Consider the following 18259-nt stretch of genomic DNA (forward strand, 5'->3'; position numbering starts at 1 on the left):
GAGACCGCCGCGGTGCCAGCCCTGCGTACGGCGGGCATGCGGTCGCGCCACCCCAGGATCTGCTCGTCGCCGCGCCGGAGGCACGCTCGTCGCCACCCCAGGGACACGATCGTCGCGACCCCGGGACCCAACCGTCGCCGCCTCGGGTTCGCTCGTCACGGCCCCGGGACACGCTCGTCACGGCCCCGGGGTTCGCTCGTCGCGGCCTCCGGGCCGCTACGGGTTCATCGGCGCCAGGTGCGCGAGGAGGTCCTGGCGGGTGAGCACGCCGGCGGGCTTGCCGTCGATCAGGACCATCGCGGCGTCGGACTGCTCGAGCAGCTTGACAGCCTCGCTCACCGGCTGGCCACCGCCGATCATGGGGAGCGGGTCGGCCATGTGGCGCTCGATGGTGTCGTGCAGGTGGGCCTGGCCGGAGAAGAGCGCGTCGAGCAGCTCGCGCTCCGCGACCGAACCGGCCACCTCGCCGGTGACGACCGGCGGTTCGGCCTTGAGCACGGGGAGCTGGCTGACGCCGTACTCGCGCATGTAGTCGATGGCGTCCCGGACGGTCTCGGTCGGGTGCAGGTGAACCATGGGCGGGATCTGGCCACCCTTGGTCTCCAGCGCCTCGGCGACCGTCGACTCGGTGCCGGAGGTCTCCAGGAAGCCGTACCGGGCCATCCAGTCGTCATTGAAGATCTTGGAGAGGTATCCGCGGCCGCCGTCCGGCAGCAGCACCACGATCACGTCGTCCGGCTGGGCACGGCGGGCGACCTCGAGCGCGGCCACCACGGCCATCCCGCAGGAGCCGCCGACCAGCAGGCCCTCCTCGCGGGCCAGGCGGCGGGTCATCGCGAACGACGCCTTGTCGGAGACCTCGACGATCTCGTCGGCGACCGTACGGTCGTAGCAGTCCGGCCAGAAGTCCTCGCCGACGCCCTCGACCAGGTACGGCCGGCCGGTGCCGCCGGAGTAGACCGAGCCCTCCGGGTCTGCGCCGATTATCCGGACCCGTCCCGCGGACGCGTCCTTCAGGTAGCGGCCGGTGCCGGAGATCGTGCCGCCGGTGCCGACGCCGGTCACGAAGTGCGTGATCCGCCCGTCGGTCTGCTCCCACAGCTCCGGACCGGTGGTCTCGTAGTGCGAGCGCGGGTTGGCCTTGTTGGAGTACTGGTCCGGCTTCCACGCGCCGGGGATCTCCGCGGCCAGCCGGTTCGAGACGTTGTAGTAGGAACGCGGGTCCTCGGGCGCGACCGCGGTCGGGCAGACGACCACCTCGGCACCGTACGCCCGGAGCACGTTGCGTTTGTCCTCGGAGACCTTGTCCGGGCAGACGAAGACGCACCGGTAGCCGCGCTGCTGCGCCACCAGGGCCAGGCCCACTCCGGTGTTGCCGCTGGTCGGTTCCACGATGGTGCCGCCGGGCTTCAGCAGACCGGCGGCCTCCGCATCGTCGACCATCCGCAGGGCGATCCGGTCCTTCACCGAGCCGCCGGGGTTCATGTATTCCACCTTGGCGAGCACGGTGGCCTCGATGCCCTCGGTGACCCGGTTCAGGCGGACCAGGGGCGTGTTGCCGATCAGGTCGACGACGGTGTCGTAGTAGCGCACGCCCACAGACTACGTCCCGCAGTTCGGGAAGTTAGTGCGCCTTCCCGATCAGGATGCGATCCCGGTCCTTCTCCCACTCGATGAACCGCTGCGTCTCGGAGAGCACCGAGCCGGCCAGCCACGTGATGATCACGGCGTCGTCCGCGAGACCGACCAGGAGCAGCATGGCCTCCGGCACCAGGTCGATCGGGCTGACGAGGTACGCCAGCGCGCCCGCCATCAGCAGCAGCGACTTGCCGCCGTCGTACTCGCCCTTGACGATCGACCTGATCATTCGCGGAAGCGCCGCGATCCGCTGCCCGATCGACGGGCCGCCCTTCCGGCTCGCCGTCAGCGCCTGCCACAGAGCCTTGAACGCCGCCACACGCCGCAGATTGTTCGCCATCTCTCCCCAGCTCCTCGTCCCGCTCCCAATGGTGACCGTTCACGGCAACCCGTATGTACCCACCCCGGTGATCCACACCACCTGTCCTGGTCACCTCGTTGAACTCCGCGCTAACTCACCGGAAAGCACCCCGGCCGCACCGGGAGACGGTCGCCGGGAAGCGTTAATCTCGAAATCCGTCGCTCGCGGGGAAGAGGAAGGCGGGGGCGCTGATGAACGCGCGGACAGCACAACGCATCACCAGGACCGCGGTGTTCACGGCCGGCGCACTGACCGGCGTGACGCTGGTGTCCGCGGGCCTGCTGGCCTCACAGGCCGAGGCGGCTCGCCGGACCATTCCGCTGGCCGAGGGGCCGCCGCCACGCGCGGACGGCGTGTTCGGCGCGAAGTTCGGCGGGCACCCGCTGGTCCTGGCCGTGCTCGGGGATTCCACCGCGGCCGGTTACGGCGTGCTGCGCACCCGGGAGACGCCGGGTGCGCTGCTGGCCACCGGTCTCTCCCGCCGCCTGCGCCGCCCGGTCCGGCTGCACCGGTTCGCGGTGGTCGGCGCGATCACCGACGGCCTGCGCCACCAGCTGCAGGACGCGCTGGAGGTCCGGCCCGACCTGGCCGTGATCCTGATCGGCGCGAACGACGTGACCAAGCGCACGCCGGTCACGGTCGCGGCGCGGCAGCTCGCCGACGCGGTGCGCGGGCTGCGCGGCGTCGGCGCCGAGGTGGTCGTGGGCACCTGCCCGGACCTGGGCACGATCCGGCCGATCAAGCCGCCGCTGCGGTGGCTCGCCCGGCGGTGGAGCCGGCAGCTGGCCGAGGCGCAGACGATCGCGGTGGTCGAGGCCGGCGGACGCACGGTGTCGCTCGGCGACCTGCTCGGGCCGCGCTTCTTCGCGGAGCCGACCCGGATGTTCGCCTGGGACCACTTCCACCCCTCCGCCGACGGGTACGCGGTGGCTGCCGCCGCGATGCTGCCGACCGCGGTGGCCGCGCTCGGCGTGCCGTCCGGCCAGGCCTCGACGCTGAGCCTGGACCAGGGCGTGCGCTCGCTCTCCGACGCCGCGCAGGAGGCGGTCAAGCACGCGGGTACGGAGGTGTCGGCCGAGCGGGTGGCCGGGCGCGAACGCGGGCCGCTGGGCCGCTGGGTAAGGCTGCGGCGCCTGGCCGTGATGCCGCGTCAGCAGACTCCCGATCGGGACACGGCGGCCGTACCCTTGGGTAAGGCTTTGTCGGGAAAAGGGGATATGACCCCACCGGAGTCGACGGACGGCCGCGGCCCCGACGGCATGATGTGATGTCAACCATGCACGGAGGAGGACGGTGATGGGCATGACTCCGGAGGCTCGCCAGATCGGCCGGACCGCGGCCATGACGCTGCTCGCCGGCACGGTGAGCGGCGCCGCACTGCTCGCCGGCGAGATCGTCGCCGCGCGCAGCCGCCGCTACGCCAAACCGTCCATGGGCCTCGGCCTGCGCACCTCGATGGGCCCGGCCGGCGCCCCGTCGCTGCGCCTGGTGCTGCTCGGTGACTCCAGCGCGCTCGGCGTCGGCGTCGAGTTCCTCGCCGACACGGTCGGCGGTCACCTCGCCCGGCTGCTCTCCGAGGGCGCGGCCGGGCACGGCGAGCGCCACGTGCACCTGTCCAGCGTCGGCGTGGCCGGCTCCCGCTCGACCGACCTGGCCACCCAGGTGGCCCGCGCGCTGCTCGGCGAGCGCCCGGACGTGGCCGTGATCCTGATCGGCGCGAACGACGCCACCTCGCTGCGCCGCCCGGCCGAGGCAGCCGCCCACCTGAGCGCGGCCGTGCGCCGGCTGCGCGGCGCGGGCGTCGAGGTCGTCGTCGGCACCTGCCCCGACCTGGGCGCGGCCCGCGCGCTGGCGCAGCCGCTGCGGCAGATCGTCGGCCTGCTCGGCCGTCAGATGGCACACGCGCAGGCCAAGGCCGTGCGGGACGCCGGTGGCACGGTCGTCAACCTGGCCGTCGAGACCGGCGCGGTGTTCCGGGCCGACTCCGGCACGCTCTGCTACGACGGGTACCACCCGTCCGGCGACGGTTATCGGGTGTGGGCCCACGCGCTGCTGCCCGCGGTCTCGCACGCCGCGTCCATGCCGAACCCGCGCACCCAGTGAGAGCGTGCCCGGCGCGCCCTTGACGAACGCGTAACCGCAGCTCAGCGCGCCAATTTCCGGCGCGCTGAACAATTCTCATCGACATGATGTTACCGGTGGGTTAACGTTCGTTCATGCCGGAAGCTGTCATCGTCGCCACCGCCCGCTCCCCCATCGGACGGGCCGTCAAGGGCTCGCTGCGCGAAATGCGCCCCGATGATCTGGCCGCCACCATCATCCAGGCGGCGCTCGACAAGGTTCCCCAGCTCGACCCGGCCACGGTCGAGGACCTCTACCTCGGGTGCGGCCTGCCCGGCGGCGAGCAGGGCTTCAACATGGCCCGCGTCGTCGCCACGCTGCTCGGGCAGGACGGCCTGCCCGGCGCCACCCTCACCCGCTACTGCGCGTCCTCGCTGCAGACCACCCGGATGGCCCTGCACGCGATCCGGGCCGGCGAGGGCGACGTCTTCATCTCGGCCGGCGTCGAGATGGTCTCCCGCTACGCCCGCGGCAACTCCGACGGCCTGCCGCCCGAGGCGCAGGCGCTGGTCGGCGGCGGCTGGGAGAACCCGCGATTCGCCGACGCCCGCGCCCGCAGCGCCGCCCGCACCCAGGCCGGCACGCCCGTCTGGCAGGACCCGCGCGCCGAGGGTGCGCTCCCGGACATCTACCTCACCATGGGACAGACGGCGGAAAACCTGGCCCAGGTGTACGACGTCTCCCGCGCGGAGATGGACGAGTTCGGCGTCCGCAGCCAGAACCTCGCCGAGAAGGCCATCGCGAACGGCTTCTGGGCCCGCGAGATCACCCCGGTCACCACGCCGGACGGCACCGTGGTCACGGCCGACGACGGCCCGCGCGCCGGCGTCACCATGGAGGCCGTCGCCGGCCTCAAGCCCGTCTTCCGCCCCGACGGCCGGATCACCGCCGGCAACTGCTGCCCCCTCAACGACGGCGCGGCCGCGGTCATCGTGATGAGCGACGTCCGGGCCCGCGAGCTGGGCATCACCCCGCTGGCCCGCATCGTCTCCACCGGCGTCACCGCCCTGTCACCGGAGATCATGGGGCTGGGACCGGTCGAGGCGTCCCGGCAGGCGCTCGCCCGGGCCGGCATGACAATCGACGACGTCGACCTCGTCGAGATCAACGAGGCGTTCGCGGCGCAGGTCATCCCGTCGTACCAGCAGCTCGGCATCCCGATCGACAAGCTGAACGTGAACGGCGGGGCGATCGCGGTCGGCCACCCCTTCGGCATGTCCGGGGCCCGCATCACCGGAACGCTGCTGAACTCGCTCTCCTGGCACGACAAGTCCGTGGGCCTGGAGACCATGTGCGTCGGCGGCGGCCAGGGCATGGCCATGATCCTCGAACGCCTCAACTGATCCCAGCCACCTCCGGCGGCCGTCGACTCCCGCGGCCGCCGGCTCCCGGCGGCCGTCGGCTCCCGGCGGCCGTCGGCTCCCGGCGGCCGTCGGCTCTCGCTGCCCTTCCGGCGTCCGTCCGCTCCGGCGACGGCCAGCTCCGGGCTCCGGGTCGTCAGCTCGCGGCATCCTCAGGTCCCGGCTCCGAAGCGCAGGATCTCGCCAACAGGTCGGCCCCAGACTCGCCGGGCAGGCCCGTCGTCGTGCCTGTGTCATGGGGGCACGTAGCCGCGTGGGTGGCGGCCTGGAAGGTCGCGACGCACGTGGCGTCACGCCGGGCGAGGCACACGTCACGCCGGGCGACGTCACGCCGACGCGCCGGCGAGTCGGTGCGTCGGCGAGTCGGTGCGTCGGCGAGTCGGTGAGACGGCGCGTCGGCGAGACGGCGAGACGGCGCGTCGGCGAGACGGCGAGACGGTGCGTCGGCGAGACGGCGAGACGGTGCGTCGGCGAGACGGCGCGTAACGGGTCCGCGTTCCGGTCTCGGCGTTTCCCGCGGGCGACGTGTCAGAACATATGACGCAATGAGGTGAGACGGTCCGCGGCCTCGGCGAGGACGGCTTCCGACGGATTCGCGGACCGCAGGTCGGCGATGACGACCCGAAGTTGGTCGACCAGCACCGGATCGTTGGGAAGCCGCGGGACCGCGCGGCGAGGTTCACCTTCCGCGTCAGCGGCGGCGTCGGCGATCCACATGACGAGAGCGTGCAGTGCGTCGCCACGGGTGCCGTGCGTGCCGTCGAGGATCGCGGCCCAGCGTGGCGCTTCCCAGTGGCCGACCTGCCGAATGAAACGCTCCAGGGCTTGGTCGAGGGTCGCGGTGCTCACAGCGCCGAGGCTACCGGGAGGCAGAGCCGCCCCGGACGGCCGCCCGCAGGCGCGCGGGCAGGGCACGAGCCAGCCCTCGAATCCGGTGGATCAGGACCGCCACACCGGCAACCGGGCCGCCAGGCGCCGAAAGGCGGGGCCCAGAAACCGCCCGGGCGGCAACAAAGCGCAGCCCAGATCCGCCGGCCGCCGGCAGGCGTCCCAGGAACCGCCGAGCGCCGTGGGCGCAGTCCGGAACCGCCCGCCCCGTGAGCGCAGTGCGGAAACACCCGAGCCCGTAAGCACAGCCCGGAACCGCACAAGCCCCGTAAGCCCGGCTCGGAACCGCACAAGCCCCGTAAGCCCGGCTCGAACCGCTCGGTGCCAGCAACGGAACTCGAGATTCCAGCGCGAACAGGGTGGTTCGAATCGCCTGGGCATCAGCTAGGCGGCGCGAAAACGCCCGGGTGCCAGCAGCACAGCTTGGAACTGCCCGGGCGCCAGCAAAGCGCGGCCCGGAACCACCCCCGGCGGCCGGCACCACCGCTCCATCAGCAGCAGGCTGACAGCAGCGGCTGACAGGGAGATGGGTGAGCGAACCCTGCCAGCCGGAATCAGCGAACTCAGAGCCCTGGAACGCAAACCCAGCCGTCGCCGGAAACACGAAGCTCTCAGCCGGAACAGCGAAATCCAGCCGGCCACAGCCGCAGATGAACCCGCCCGGCCACAGCCGTAGGCGACATCCGCATGGCCACAGCCGGAGACGACGCCGCCCGCTCACCGACGCAGGCGACACCGCACGGACACAGCCGGAGACGACGCCACCCGCTCGCTCGCTGCCGCAGGCGACACCCCCACGGCCACAACCGGAGACGACGCCACCCGCTCGCCGCCGCAAGCGACACCGGCACGGTCACAGCCGCGGGCGATGCCCGCACGGCCACAGGCGCGGGTGACGTTCACACGGAGGCAGGCGCGGGCGGCGCCCGTGTGATCGCCGCCGCGGGTGGCGCTGCCCGGCCGTGGCTGGGGAACGGCGAAGCCCGCCCGGGCCGGAAAGGCTCGGGCGGGCTTCGGCGAAACGGAGTGGGTGCGCGGCTGGGGCCGCGCGGGTCAGTCGTCTTGGAGGAAGCTCAGCAGGCGGAGGATCTCCAGGTAGAGCCAGACCAGGCCGACCAGGATGCCGAACGCGGCGGTCCACGCGTACTTCTGCGGAAGGCCCATGCGCGCGCCCTCCTCGATCTCGGCAAAGTTGAGCACGAAGCTCAGCGAGGCGACCACGATGCAGACCAGGCTGAAGCCGATGGCCAGCGGGCTGCCGTCGCGCAGGCCGGTGTTGACGCCGAACAGGGCGAACACCAGGTTGATCATCATGACCGCGAACAGGCCGACCATGATCGAGATCATGATGCGGGCGAACTTCGGGGTCGCGCGGATCACGCGGGCGCGGTAGAGGATCGCCATCAGGAAGAACACGCCGAACGTAGCCGTGGTGGCCTGCAGGACGATGCCGTCGTAGAGGCTCTCGTAGACCCGGCTGACCAGGCCGAGGAACACGCCCTCGGCGACGGCGTAGACGCCGATCAGGATCGGGTTCGCCATCCGCATGAAGGAGAGAACCAGGCCGAGCACCAGGCCGATGACCGCGGCACCGATGAGCGCGGGGAGCGCGACGGGTGCCGGGATCAGGACCCACGCGGCCGCGGCGGAGAGCGCGGTGATCGCAAGCAGCGCGACCGTACGGACGACGACGTCATCGATGGTCATCGGGCGGACGGCCGGCGGAGCCGCCGGGTACGCCTGGGACGGGTAGGGCTGGTCGTAACCCGCCGGACCGTAACCGGGCGCGCCACCGGGACCGTAGGCGCCGTACGCGCCGGCCCGCTCGCGCTCGGCAGCCCGGCCGAGCTGGCTCAGCACCGGGTTGCTTGTCTTCACGTCTATGGCCTCCTGCCAGTAATGACACTCCTGCCAAGAGTAAGGGGTGGTCACCAGAGTGGGCGACCCGCCGGCCTGTGAACTTCCTGAACAGAAAGTCCTACACCTTGTCGGAGGGGACGAGTGGGTAGTAAAGGGGTGCCCGGGGCGGGGGTCGAACCCGCATGCCTCTCGGCAGCCGCTTTTAAGGCGGCCGTGTATGCCATTCCACCACCCGGGCGGGTGCGTGTGTGCAGATGCCACGGTAATGGGTGCGGGCGCACCGGGCGCGCCGACAACCCTGCGGCGCACTACTGTCGTTGCCGTGACGAGCCCCACACCCACCGAAGTGGACCGGGAGGCGAACGTCGGCGAGAAGCGGCTGGACGTCGCTGACCTGGCATTCTGCGTCTTCTACCTGTTCCTGGCGGCCTGGTTGACCGCCTACCTGTGGCCCGACCCGGGCGCCAAGGTGATGGCGTTGAACGCGGCCGACCAGGCGCTGTACGAGTGGTTCCTGGCCTACGACACCCGGATAGCCGCCGGCGATGTCGGCTTGATCACCGATCGCCTGAACGTGCCGGACGGCGTGAACCTGCTCGCCAACACGTCCGTGATCGCGCTCGGTGTGCTGATGACGCCGGTGACGCTGAACTTCGGCGTGCCGGTGACGTTCGTGCTGCTGGTGGCGCTGAACCTGGCCGGCACCGCGATCGCCTGGCACGTGCTGCTGCGCCGGGTGCTGGGGGTGGAGCCGGTCGCGGCCGGGCTCGGCGCGGTGTTCGCCGGGTTCGCGCCCGGCATGGTCTCGCAGTCGGTCAGCCACCTGCACATGACCGCGCAGTGGCTGGTGCCGGTGATGGTGTGGCTGGTCGTCCGGATGTACCGGGCCGGGACCCGCAGGACGATCGTCACCTCCGCGCTGGGCCTGGCCGCGGCCGTGACCGTGCAGGTCTTCATCGGCGAGGAGGTGCTCTTCCTCACCGCGTTCACGCTGCTGCTGTTCACGCTCGGATTCGCGGTGCTGCACCCGCGCGCCGCACTGCGCGCGGCCGGGCCGTTCCTCGGCGGGATGCTGCTCACCGCGGTCGTGGCCGGCGCGCTGCTGGCGTACCCGCTGTGGGTGCAGTTCGGTGGTCCGCAGTCGGTGAACGGGACGCTGTTCCTGCCCGGTTACTTCGTGACCGACCTGGCGAGCTTCACCGCCTTCTCGCCGCTGTCGGTGGCCGGCGGGCCGGAGGCGGCGGAGCTGAGCACCGGCGCGAGCGAGTACAACACGTTCCTCGGCTGGCCGCTGCTGCTGGTCGTGGCCGGTTTCGTGGTGTGGCTGCGGCGGGACCGCGCGGTGCTGGCCGCCGCGTTCGCCGGGCTGACGATGGCGGTGCTCTCGCTCGGGCCGTCGCTCGTCCGGAACCGGGAGCAGCTGGAGATCTGGGGCCCGTTCGCGCTGCTGGAGGAGGTGCCGGTGATCGACGCGGCGCTGCCGATGCGGTTCGCGCTGGCGCTGATCCCGGTGATCGCGGTGATCCTGGCGCGCGGCGTGCAGCACGGCCTGGCCCGGCCGGACCTCACCCGGTACGTGGCGCCCGCGCTGGCGGTCCTCGCGCTGGCGCCGCTGACGCCGACGCCGCTGCCGGCCGCGACCCGGGAGCCGCTGCCGGAGTTCATCGCGGGCGGGCACTGGCGGGAGTGCGTGCCCGAGGGCGGCGTGCTGGTCCCGGTGCCGCTGCCCACGCCGCAGGACCCGTGGCCGATGCGCTGGGCCGCGGCGACGAACACCGCGTTCGGCATTCCGGAGGGGTTCTTCATCGCGTCGTACGGCGCGGACGGCGCCCCGTCGATGGGCACCTACCAGCGGACGCTGTCGAACGTGACGGCCGAGGTGGCGAAGACCGGCGTGGTGCCGGAGATCGACGAGCAGAGGAGCCGCGACGCGCGGGCCGACCTGGTGCACTGGGGCGCGTCGTGCGTGGCGGTGGCGGACTCGGCGCCGAACGCGGTGGCGCTGCGGGTCACGCTGGAGCGCCTGCTCGGCACGCCGGGCACCCGCTCGGCCGACGTCTGGTACTGGCGGGCCTGAACGCGAAGCAGGGGCGGGCCGACGGGCCCGCCCCTGCTCTGCGACGACCGATCAGGCCTTGGCGGCGGCCACCGGCTCGGCGGTAGCGGCCGGCTTCGGCTCCAGCGGCGGCGTGACCTCGGTGAACTCCTCACGCGGCGCGTGCAGCTGACCGAGCGCGACCACCTCACGCTTGAGGAGGAACCCCAGCGTCCAGTCGGCCACGACCCGCACCTTGCGGTTGAACGACGGGATCTGGCTGACGTGGTAGAAGCGGTGCATCAGCCACGCCGGGAAGCCCGGGACCTTGACGCCGTAGACCTTCGCGGCGCCCTTGTAGAGGCCGAGGCCGGCGACCGAGCCCAGGTACTTGTGCCGGTACACCTTCGGCTCCCGGCCGTGGATGGCGCGCGCGATGTTGTCGGCCACCACGACCGCCTGCCGGACCGCGTGCTGCGCGCTCGGCGAGCACCACGCACCGACGCCGCCGGTCAGGTCCGGGACCTGCGAGCAGTCGCCCGCGGCCCAGGCGCCCTCGACGACCGTCTCGCCGTCGGCCACCTGCAGCGTCGGCAGGCAGTTGACGTGGCCGCGCGGGCCGAGCGGGAGGTCGGTGTTGGCCAGCATCGGGGACGGCTTCACACCGGCGGTCCAGACGACCGTGTCCGTGGTGAACTGCTCGCCGTCGGAGAGCTTCACGTTGCCGTCGACGCACGACTCGAGGAACGTGCCGAGCCGCATGTCGATGCCGCGCTTGCGCAGCTGACGGGCGGCGTAGGCACCCATGTCCGGCCCGATCTCGGGCAGGATCCGCTGGGTCGCCTCGACCAGCACGAACCGGACCTCGTCCTGCTTGAGCTCCGGGTAGTACTTGAGCGCGGAGCGGACCATGTCCTCCATCTCGGCCAGCGCCTCGATGCCCGCGTAGCCGCCGCCGACGAAGCAGAACGTAAGCGCCCGCTTCTTGGTCTCGGCGTCGGTGGTGGTGGCGGCGACGTCCAGCCGGTCGAGGAAGTGGTTCCTCAGGTAGATGGCCTCGCCGATGGTCTTGAAACCGATGCCCTGCTCGCGCAGGCCCGGGATGGGCAGCGTGCGGGACACGGAGCCGGGCGCGACCAGGATGTGGTCGTACTCGACCTCGCGGGCCGGCCCGGAGATGGTCTCGACCAGGACCTTCTTGTTGGCGTGGTCGATGCGAGTGACCTCACCGGAGATGATCGTGCAGCGGCGCAGCTCCCGTCGCAGCGGCACAACGGCGTGCCGCGGGGAGATGTTGCCGGCCGACGCCTCGGGGAGGAACGGCTGATAGGTCATGTGCGGCTGAGGATCGACGACGATTACCTCTGCCTCGCGCGCGCTGAGCTTCTTGGAGAGGCGCAGCGCGGCGAAAAGGCCGACGTGCCCAGCTCCAACCACAAGGATCCGCTGAGGACTCACGAGGGTTATCTTTCTCCTAACCTCTTGACCTTGCGCGGGGGATGACGACTTATGTGATCCACGACGCGTTCCCGACCAGGTAAAAAGCATGTTACGTCAGCAAAAGCGCTGGTCAGCGGCGTTTATCGGGAGATGCGGGCGAGAAGCCCGGCCGCGGTGATTGCTGCCACTAAGCCACCGACTGCAAACGCTGCGTGACCGCCGAGCGTCAGGCGGCCGACGGCGGCGAGCGCCATGAGGAGCACGACCGCCGATCCGATCACCACCGCGACCAGCCGAATCACCCATCCGGTGACGGCCTCGGAGCGGATCGCGGCGTCGTACGGCAGGCAGGCCGCCAGCGCGGCGAGGTTGTGCCCGGCGTAGAGCAGGCTGCCGAGCGCGACCACCCGCCAGATGGAGACCGATTCCCCGTACCCGGCCGTGCCGATCAGCCAGAGCGCGATGACGGCGAGCGCCAGGACCACCGGCATGGTGCCGCGTGGCCGGAGCGCCGGCAGCGTCGCCAGCACGATCAGCGCGCCGGCCGGCCCCAGGCCGAGGAACTCGGCCGGCAGCGCGACGAGCAGCGCGGCCAGGCCGGTGCCGGCCACCGCGAGCCGGACCAGGATCGGGGTGGGTCCGGCGCGCCGGACCGCGGCACGCAACGCGAGGTACCGAGCCTTCATCGCACACCGGCCCGGGGTGCGCCGGCGAACCGGGCGATGTCCCGCAGCACCAGGTCCAGGCTGCCCGCGCCGGCCCAGCTCACCACCGGCACGCCGTGCTCGCGCAGCCGGCCCAGCGTGTTCTCCCGCTCCAGCCGCCACAGGCGCAGCGCCTGCTCCACCCACGGGCTGCCGCCCGGCAGCGACAGCCCGGTGCCCGGCAGCGTGTCGACCGCGACCACGTAGCGGCCGGAGCGGGCCAGCCGGGCCAGCATCTCGGCCGCGCCCGGCTCCAGCAGCGGCGTCAGCACCACCACCAGCGCGTTCGCGGAGACCAGGTGCGTGGCGACCGGGTCGGCGCCCTCGCCGACGGAGCCCTGCTGCCGCACCTCCAGCAGCCACTCCAGCACGGTCAGGTACTGCCGGCGGCCGGCGGCGGCGCGCAGCCGGCGGGCGGCCGGGCCGTACTCCAGCAGCGAGACCCGGTCGCCGCGGTGCAGATAGTGCTCCGCGATCGCGGCCGCGGCCCGGACCGTGGTGTCCAGCACGGAGGCGCCGCCGTCCACACCGCCGGAGTTGCCGGTCTCGGCCGTCACGTCCAGCAGCAGCGCCACCTCGGCGTCCCGGTCGGAGAGCGTGGCGGCCACGTGCAGCTCACCGGCGCGCAGCGACACCCGCCAGTCGATGCGCCGCAGCCGGTCGCCGGGCCCGAACTTGCGGACGCCGGCCAGCTCGCCGCTCTGCCCCGGGCGCCGGGAGCGGTGACCACCGACCAGGCCGGCCGCGTTCGGCATCGCGTCGACCGCCTGGAACGGCTCGGTGCGCGGGTAGACCGCGATCCGGGCCGGGCGCAGCAGCACCGGCGCGGAGGTGAACAGGCCGTCGCAGGCGGCGGCCGCGGCCGCGATCGGGCCGAGGTCGTGGCGGCCCCAGCGCAGCCCCCGGCCCGCCAGGTCGATCAGGCCGGTCCGGCCCGCGTCCACGGCCAGGCCGTGCGGCCGGTCCGCCGCGTCCACGCGCAGCCAGCGGGACCGGCGCACCCGGACCAGCACCAGGTCGTAGTCGACCCGGTCCCGGTTGATCACTTCGAGTTCCGCGACGACGTCGCCGCCCTCCACGCGGTTGACCGCCTCGATCGTGAGCGCCAGGTCCGGCGCCGCGGCCGGGCGGCGGCGCAGCGAGACCGCGGTCCCGATCACGAACGGCGTGGCCAGCAGCACCACGTCCGTACGGCCGAGCACGACGCCGATCACCAGCAGCAGCCCGGCCAGCATGATCGCGCGGCTGAGCGCCCGGGTCGGCACCCACACCGGCGAGGTCTCCGGCTCCTCCCCCGGCGGCGAGGCGGCGACCGCCGGCGGCACCGCCGGCCGCAGCGAACTCATGCCGCGTAGGTCGGCAGTGCGCCGCTGGCCGGGGCCGGGACCGCGTCGAGCACCTCGGTCACCACGAACGCCGGGTCCACCCGGCGCAGCCACATCTCCGGCCGCAGCGTGATCCGGTGGGTCAGCGCCGGCACCGCGACCTCCTTGACGTCCTCCGGCACCACGAAGTCGCGCCCGGCCAGCGCGGCCCGCGCGCGGGACAGCAGCAGCAGCGCCAGCGAGCCGCGCGGGGACGCGCCGACCAGCACGGACGGGTGCTCCCGGGTGGCCGACGCGAGCGCCACGATGTATCGCCCGATCGAGTCCTCGACCGTGACCTGTTCCAGGCCGGCCTGCATGCGCAGCAGCGTCTCCGCGTTCACCACCGGGGCGATCTCGGCCTCCTCGCGGCGGCGGTGGATGCGGCGGCGCAGCACCTCCCACTCCTCCTCGTGGCTGGGGTAGCCGAACGACACGCGCAGCAGGAACCGGTCCAGCTGCGCCTCGGGGAGCGGGTACGTACCCTCGTACTCGATCGGGTTGGCGGTGGCGAGCACGTGGAACGGCGCGTCCAGCCGGTAGGTGACGCCCTCCACCGAGACCTGCCTCTCCTGCATCGCCTCCAGCAGCGCGGCCTGCGTCTTCGGCGGCGTCCGGTTGATCTCGTCGGCGAGCAGCAGGTTCGTGAAGATCGGGCCGGCCCGGAAGGTGAAGTCGTGCCGGCTCTGGTCGTAGAGGAACGATCCGGTCACGTCCGCCGGCAGCAGGTCCGGCGTGAACTGCAGGCGGCGGAAGTCCAGCCCGAGCGCCTGCGCGAAGCTGCGCGCGGTCAGTGTCTTGCCCAGGCCGGGCAGGTCCTCCAGCAGCACGTGCCCGCCGGCCAGGATCCCGGCCAGCACCAGCTCCAGCGGCTCCCGCTTGCCGACCACCACCGTGCCGACCGCGTCCAGCACGGTCCGCGCGAGCGCGCCCACCTCGTACGGCGGGAGCGGCTCCGGCATGTCAGTCATAGTTCCTCCAGGCGGGTGACCAGCGACGCGAACTGTCGCGGTTTCGGTGCGCGCTTCGGCGGCGCGGTCAGCAGGGTCCACAACCGGTCGCCGAGCAGCTCGCGCGCCCGCCGCTGATCGGACGCGATGGTGACGCCGTGGCGTTGCCGCAGTCGCTCGTCGGCCAGCTCGCGCAGCGCCGGCACGGTCAGCCGCTGGAACCGGGCCGCGTCCTCGGTGCTCCAGTTGAGCACCCGCTCCCAGCGCCCGACCGCGCGGCGCAGCCCGTCACCGCCGGTGAAGTTGTAGGTGCCGGGCTCCTCGCCGCGGACCACGTGCCGGGGCGGGCGCTCGGCCCGCCCGGGCACGCCGACGGACGCGACCACGCGCCGCAGCACCACCAGGGCCAGGAACGACACGAACAGCACCGGTACGGACGCGGTCAGCTCCTCGATGCGCAGCAGCACGTAGACGAGGCCGGTGCCCAGCCCGGCCAGCAGCGCGCCGGTCACCCAGCGCCACCGGCTCTTCCGGACCGGCCGCTCCTCACCGCCGGCGAACAGGTCGTCGATGCTCACCCCGCGCCCCCGGCGGTCGTCGCGGTCAGGTCGTCGCGCACCCGGTGCAGCGCGGCCACGGCCTCGGCGCGCATGCGCTCGTCGACCGTGTGCGTGGCGTACCGCGCGGTGCGGTAGACCTCGGCGAACCCGGCGAGCACGGCGCGGTCCACCCGGTGCTCGCGCAGCAGCCGGGTGACCAGCTCGGCCGGGGTGTCACCGGGCCGGCGCGGCGTGCCGGCGTCCGCGGCGGCCTGCTCCAGCCGCACCCAGCAGGTGATCACGGCGCCGCGCGGGTCACCGTCGGTGGCCAGCTCGTGCAGCCCGGCGTCGAGCGCGGCGACCATCTCCTCGGTGGTGGCGGCGCCGCGGCGGCGCGGTGCGGCGTGCCCGGCGTCCCGCCTGCGCAGCTGGTCGCGGACCGCGATCACCACCACGGTGCCGAGCACGCCGGCCACCACCAGCCCGGCCAGCACGATCAGCGCGGTGACCAGCCACGGCGGCAGCCCGAAGCCGGAGTCCTCGATGTCGGTCAGCTCCCGGCCGCCGCCGGCCGGCGGTGGCGGCTCCTCCAGCGTCGGCGGCGGGTTCGTCGGCAGGTCGAACTGGGCGAGCGGCGGCGCCGGGCGCAGGCCGATCGAGGAGTTCTCCGCCGCGACCGCGATCAGCCCGATCAGCAACACGGCGGCGGCGACCGGCCACCACACGCGCAGCGACTTCAGCGTCATGCGGCGGCCAGCGACCGGGCTCGGGCGAACACGTCGTCCAGCATCGCGGGTGTGAGCCGCCCGGTAAAGGTGTTCTGCTGGCTCACGTGATAACAACCCAGCAGCGCCGGTACGCCGTCGCCCGTCCACAGTGCACCGTGCCCGAACGCGGGCCGCGGACTCGGTGGGCGCACGCCCCAGACCTCGCGCATTGCGGGCCACCAGGCGGCCCAGGCGAACGCGCCGAGCGCGATCACCACCCGCAGCGTGGGCCGGATCAGCGCCAGCTCGCGATGCAGGAACGGCGCACAGCGGTCGCGCTCGTCCGGCGCGGGCTTGTTGTCCGGCGGCGCGCAGCGTACCGCCGCGAAGATCCTGGTGTCCGTGATCTGCAGACCGTCGTCGGCGGAGACGCTGGTCGGCTGGTTGGCCAGCCCGGCCCGGTGCATGGCCGCGAAGAGCACGTCGCCGGACCGGTCACCGGTGAAGATCCGGCCGGTGCGGTTGCCGCCGTGCGCGGCCGGCGCCAGGCCGAGAATCCCGATCCGGGCGTCGGCCGCGCCGAAGCCGGGCACCGGGCGGCCCCAGTAGGTCTGGTCGCGGAACGCCGCGCGCTTGACGGTGGCGACCTCCTCCCGCCACGCGACCAGGCGCGGGCAGGCGAAGCAGTCGCTGATCTCGGCGTCGAGGTGCTGCAGCGCGTCCCCCATGATCCTTAGAGAACCACGGGGGACGCGTGGCGGCTACAGCCGGGTCCGGAACAACTCGAGCGTGCGCGCCCACGCGGTGGTGGCGGCGGCCGGGTCGTATGTCTTCGGGTGGTCGTCGTTGAAGAACGCGTGCGACGTGCCCGGGTAGTCGTAGAGCGTGACGTCGCCACCGGCCAGCTCGATGCCGGCCTTGGCGCGCTGCGGCCCCTCCGCGGCGGACAGCCCGTCCTCCTCCGCGCAGTGCACGATCGCGGCCTTCCCGGCGTAGTTGTCCCACTTCGGCGCCATCCGCTCCCACGGCACCGCCGGGTAGAAGCCGGCCGTGGCGACGATCCGGTCGGAGAGCGTGGCCGACCAGAGCGCCAGGCTGCCGCCCATGCAGAAGCCGACCGCGCCGATCCGCCCACTGGTCCCCGGCAGCTCGGCGAGGTAGTCGGCCGCGCCCGCGATGTCCTTGCCGGCCTGGTCGATCGCCAGGCCCATGAGCAGCTTGACGGCCTCGTTCGGGTACGTGGTCTGCTCACCGTGGTAGAGATCCGGTGCGAGCGCGACGAACCCGGCCTCGGCGAACCGGTCGGTCAGCGCGGTGATGTGCTCGACCAGGCCCCACCACTCCTGGATGACGATCACGCCCGGTCCGGTCCCCGACGGGGGTTTCGCGAGGTAGCCCTCGCTCGTGCCCCCGTTGCTGCGATAGCTCACCATCGAGCCCATTGGCCGCCTCCAGTCATCGTTGGCTGGTCGCACAGAGTCACCACTCACGTCAGCTGAGTAGTGCTGGCCAGCCTGCCACGACGACCACATCGACGGGAAGAGTGGAAAACAGCACACGGCGCCGCCCCGCGCGATGCGGGACGGCGCCGTGGCGAAGGGGCCTACTTGTCGGTCAGGCAGAGCACGTAGTACTCGTTTTCCGGGGCCTCCATCGGCCAGATCATCGAGCCGGACTGGCCCTCCTCGATGAAGTCCATGCAGCGCTCCTCCTCCTGGGCCTGGAGCAGCGTCAGGTTGTCCACCCGGCCGACGATCAGGGACTGCGCGTCAGCGCTGTTGCAGTCGACGATGCCGACGTCGACCTGACGGTCCGTCTCGCCCTCGGCCAGCTCCGGGAGCTTGCCGACGCACTCGCCGACCTTCGCGTTCTTGGTCGGGTCCGGCAGCATCGCGTTCGCCGCCGCGCCCACGCCCAGGCCGAGCACGACCTTGATGAGGATGCCGACGCCGACCACACCGACCACACCGAGGATGCCGGCGAGCTTGCCCTTGCCGCCACCCTTCTTCGGCTCCTGCGGCAGCGGGGCGTAACCCGGCGCGCCGAACGCCGGCGGCTGGCCCGGCGCGGCACCGAAGCCGGCCTGACCGTCCGGAGCGGCGCCGAAGCCCTGCTGCGGCTGGCCCTGCGGCGCGCCGGGTCCGGCCGGGGCACCGAAGGCGGGCGCGGCCGGGGCGCCGAAAGCGGGCGTTCCCGGAGTGGAGGGCTGCTGCGGCGGCGGGAAGCCAGCAGGCTGGTCAGTCACGATCTCGTTCCCCGTTTCGACTACGACATGCCGGCCGGGCCGGCAT

Annotated in this window: 17 protein-coding genes and 1 tRNA gene; 4 read left to right on the plus strand and 14 right to left on the minus strand. The window is 72.7% G+C overall.

Annotated elements, in window-relative coordinates; all coding sequences use genetic code 11:
- Positions 1–216: 216 nt before the first annotated feature.
- Complete coding sequence (locus J2S44_RS14710) at positions 217–1593, minus strand: cystathionine beta-synthase (RefSeq protein WP_310413504.1); 1377 nt, start codon at positions 1591–1593, stop codon at positions 217–219.
- 31 nt (positions 1594–1624) lie between these two features.
- Positions 1625–1978 carry a YkvA family protein gene (locus J2S44_RS14715; protein WP_310413506.1) on the minus strand — a complete coding sequence of 118 codons (354 nt, stop codon included), beginning with the start codon at positions 1976–1978 and terminating at the stop codon, positions 1625–1627.
- Between the two features lie 212 nt (positions 1979–2190).
- Here J2S44_RS14715 and J2S44_RS14720 point away from each other — a divergent pair, with 212 nt between their 5' ends.
- The 3 genes from J2S44_RS14720 to J2S44_RS14730 all read left to right on the plus strand — a co-directional run bounded on the left by J2S44_RS14720 (position 2191) and on the right by J2S44_RS14730 (position 5463).
- Positions 2191–3267 (plus strand): SGNH/GDSL hydrolase family protein, encoded by a 1077-nt coding sequence (locus J2S44_RS14720; RefSeq protein ID WP_310413509.1) that lies wholly within the window; start codon positions 2191–2193, stop codon positions 3265–3267.
- A 34-nt stretch (positions 3268–3301) separates the two neighbouring features.
- Entirely contained in the window at positions 3302–4102 is an 801-nt protein-coding gene (locus J2S44_RS14725; RefSeq protein ID WP_310413513.1) for an SGNH/GDSL hydrolase family protein, read from the plus strand.
- Between the two features lie 113 nt (positions 4103–4215).
- Positions 4216–5463: an acetyl-CoA C-acetyltransferase gene (locus tag J2S44_RS14730; RefSeq protein ID WP_310413516.1), complete on the plus strand. Its 1248-nt coding sequence runs from the start codon at positions 4216–4218 to the stop codon at positions 5461–5463.
- A 546-nt stretch (positions 5464–6009) separates the two neighbouring features.
- Here the strand turns inward: J2S44_RS14730 and J2S44_RS14735 are convergent.
- The 3 genes from J2S44_RS14735 to J2S44_RS14745 all read right to left on the minus strand — a co-directional run bounded on the left by J2S44_RS14735 (position 6010) and on the right by J2S44_RS14745 (position 8467).
- Positions 6010–6330 carry a hypothetical protein gene (locus J2S44_RS14735; RefSeq protein ID WP_310413519.1) on the minus strand — a complete coding sequence of 107 codons (321 nt, stop codon included), beginning with the start codon at positions 6328–6330 and terminating at the stop codon, positions 6010–6012.
- Between the two features lie 1092 nt (positions 6331–7422).
- Positions 7423–8247 carry a Bax inhibitor-1/YccA family protein gene (locus tag J2S44_RS14740; RefSeq protein WP_310413522.1) on the minus strand — a complete coding sequence of 275 codons (825 nt, stop codon included), beginning with the start codon at positions 8245–8247 and terminating at the stop codon, positions 7423–7425.
- A gap of 139 nt (positions 8248–8386) precedes the next feature.
- Positions 8387–8467 (minus strand) — tRNA-Leu (locus tag J2S44_RS14745).
- Positions 8468–8551: 84 nt separating this feature from the next.
- Here J2S44_RS14745 and J2S44_RS14750 point away from each other — a divergent pair.
- A complete protein-coding gene (locus J2S44_RS14750) occupies positions 8552–10306 on the plus strand; it encodes a DUF6311 domain-containing protein (RefSeq protein ID WP_310413525.1) in 1755 nt (584 codons plus the stop codon).
- Positions 10307–10357: 51 nt separating this feature from the next.
- Here J2S44_RS14750 and J2S44_RS14755 read toward each other — a convergent pair whose 3' ends face one another.
- From J2S44_RS14755 to J2S44_RS14795, 9 genes are all read right to left on the minus strand, one after another.
- Complete coding sequence (locus J2S44_RS14755) at positions 10358–11722, minus strand: NAD(P)/FAD-dependent oxidoreductase (protein WP_310413528.1); 1365 nt, start codon at positions 11720–11722, stop codon at positions 10358–10360.
- A gap of 122 nt (positions 11723–11844) precedes the next feature.
- Complete coding sequence (locus tag J2S44_RS14760; RefSeq protein WP_310413531.1) at positions 11845–12390, minus strand: hypothetical protein; 546 nt, start codon at positions 12388–12390, stop codon at positions 11845–11847.
- Complete coding sequence (locus J2S44_RS14765; RefSeq protein ID WP_374727982.1) at positions 12387–13733, minus strand: DUF58 domain-containing protein; 1347 nt, start codon at positions 13731–13733, stop codon at positions 12387–12389. The genes J2S44_RS14760 and J2S44_RS14765 overlap by 4 nt, the downstream gene beginning before the upstream one ends.
- A gap of 17 nt (positions 13734–13750) precedes the next feature.
- On the minus strand, positions 13751–14743 hold the full coding sequence (locus J2S44_RS14770) for an AAA family ATPase (protein WP_310413537.1): 993 nt from the start codon (positions 14741–14743) through the stop codon (positions 13751–13753).
- Positions 14740–15300 (minus strand): hypothetical protein, encoded by a 561-nt coding sequence (locus J2S44_RS14775; RefSeq protein WP_310413540.1) that lies wholly within the window; start codon positions 15298–15300, stop codon positions 14740–14742. The genes J2S44_RS14770 and J2S44_RS14775 overlap by 4 nt, the downstream gene beginning before the upstream one ends.
- A complete protein-coding gene (locus tag J2S44_RS14780) occupies positions 15297–16007 on the minus strand; it encodes a DUF4129 domain-containing protein (RefSeq protein WP_310413543.1) in 711 nt (236 codons plus the stop codon). The genes J2S44_RS14775 and J2S44_RS14780 overlap by 4 nt, the downstream gene beginning before the upstream one ends.
- Positions 16004–16696, minus strand: a complete 693-nt coding sequence (locus J2S44_RS14785) for a uracil-DNA glycosylase (protein ID WP_310413547.1) — start codon at positions 16694–16696, stop codon at positions 16004–16006. The genes J2S44_RS14780 and J2S44_RS14785 overlap by 4 nt, the downstream gene beginning before the upstream one ends.
- A 33-nt stretch (positions 16697–16729) precedes the next feature.
- Positions 16730–17410 (minus strand): dienelactone hydrolase family protein, encoded by a 681-nt coding sequence (locus tag J2S44_RS14790; protein ID WP_310413550.1) that lies wholly within the window; start codon positions 17408–17410, stop codon positions 16730–16732.
- Between the two features lie 161 nt (positions 17411–17571).
- Entirely contained in the window at positions 17572–18213 is a 642-nt protein-coding gene (locus tag J2S44_RS14795; protein ID WP_310413553.1) for an LppU/SCO3897 family protein, read from the minus strand.
- Positions 18214–18259: the final 46 nt, after the last annotated feature.

Origin of the sequence: Catenuloplanes niger, assembly GCF_031458255.1 — a bacterium.
Lineage (GTDB): Bacteria > Actinomycetota > Actinomycetes > Mycobacteriales > Micromonosporaceae > Catenuloplanes > Catenuloplanes niger.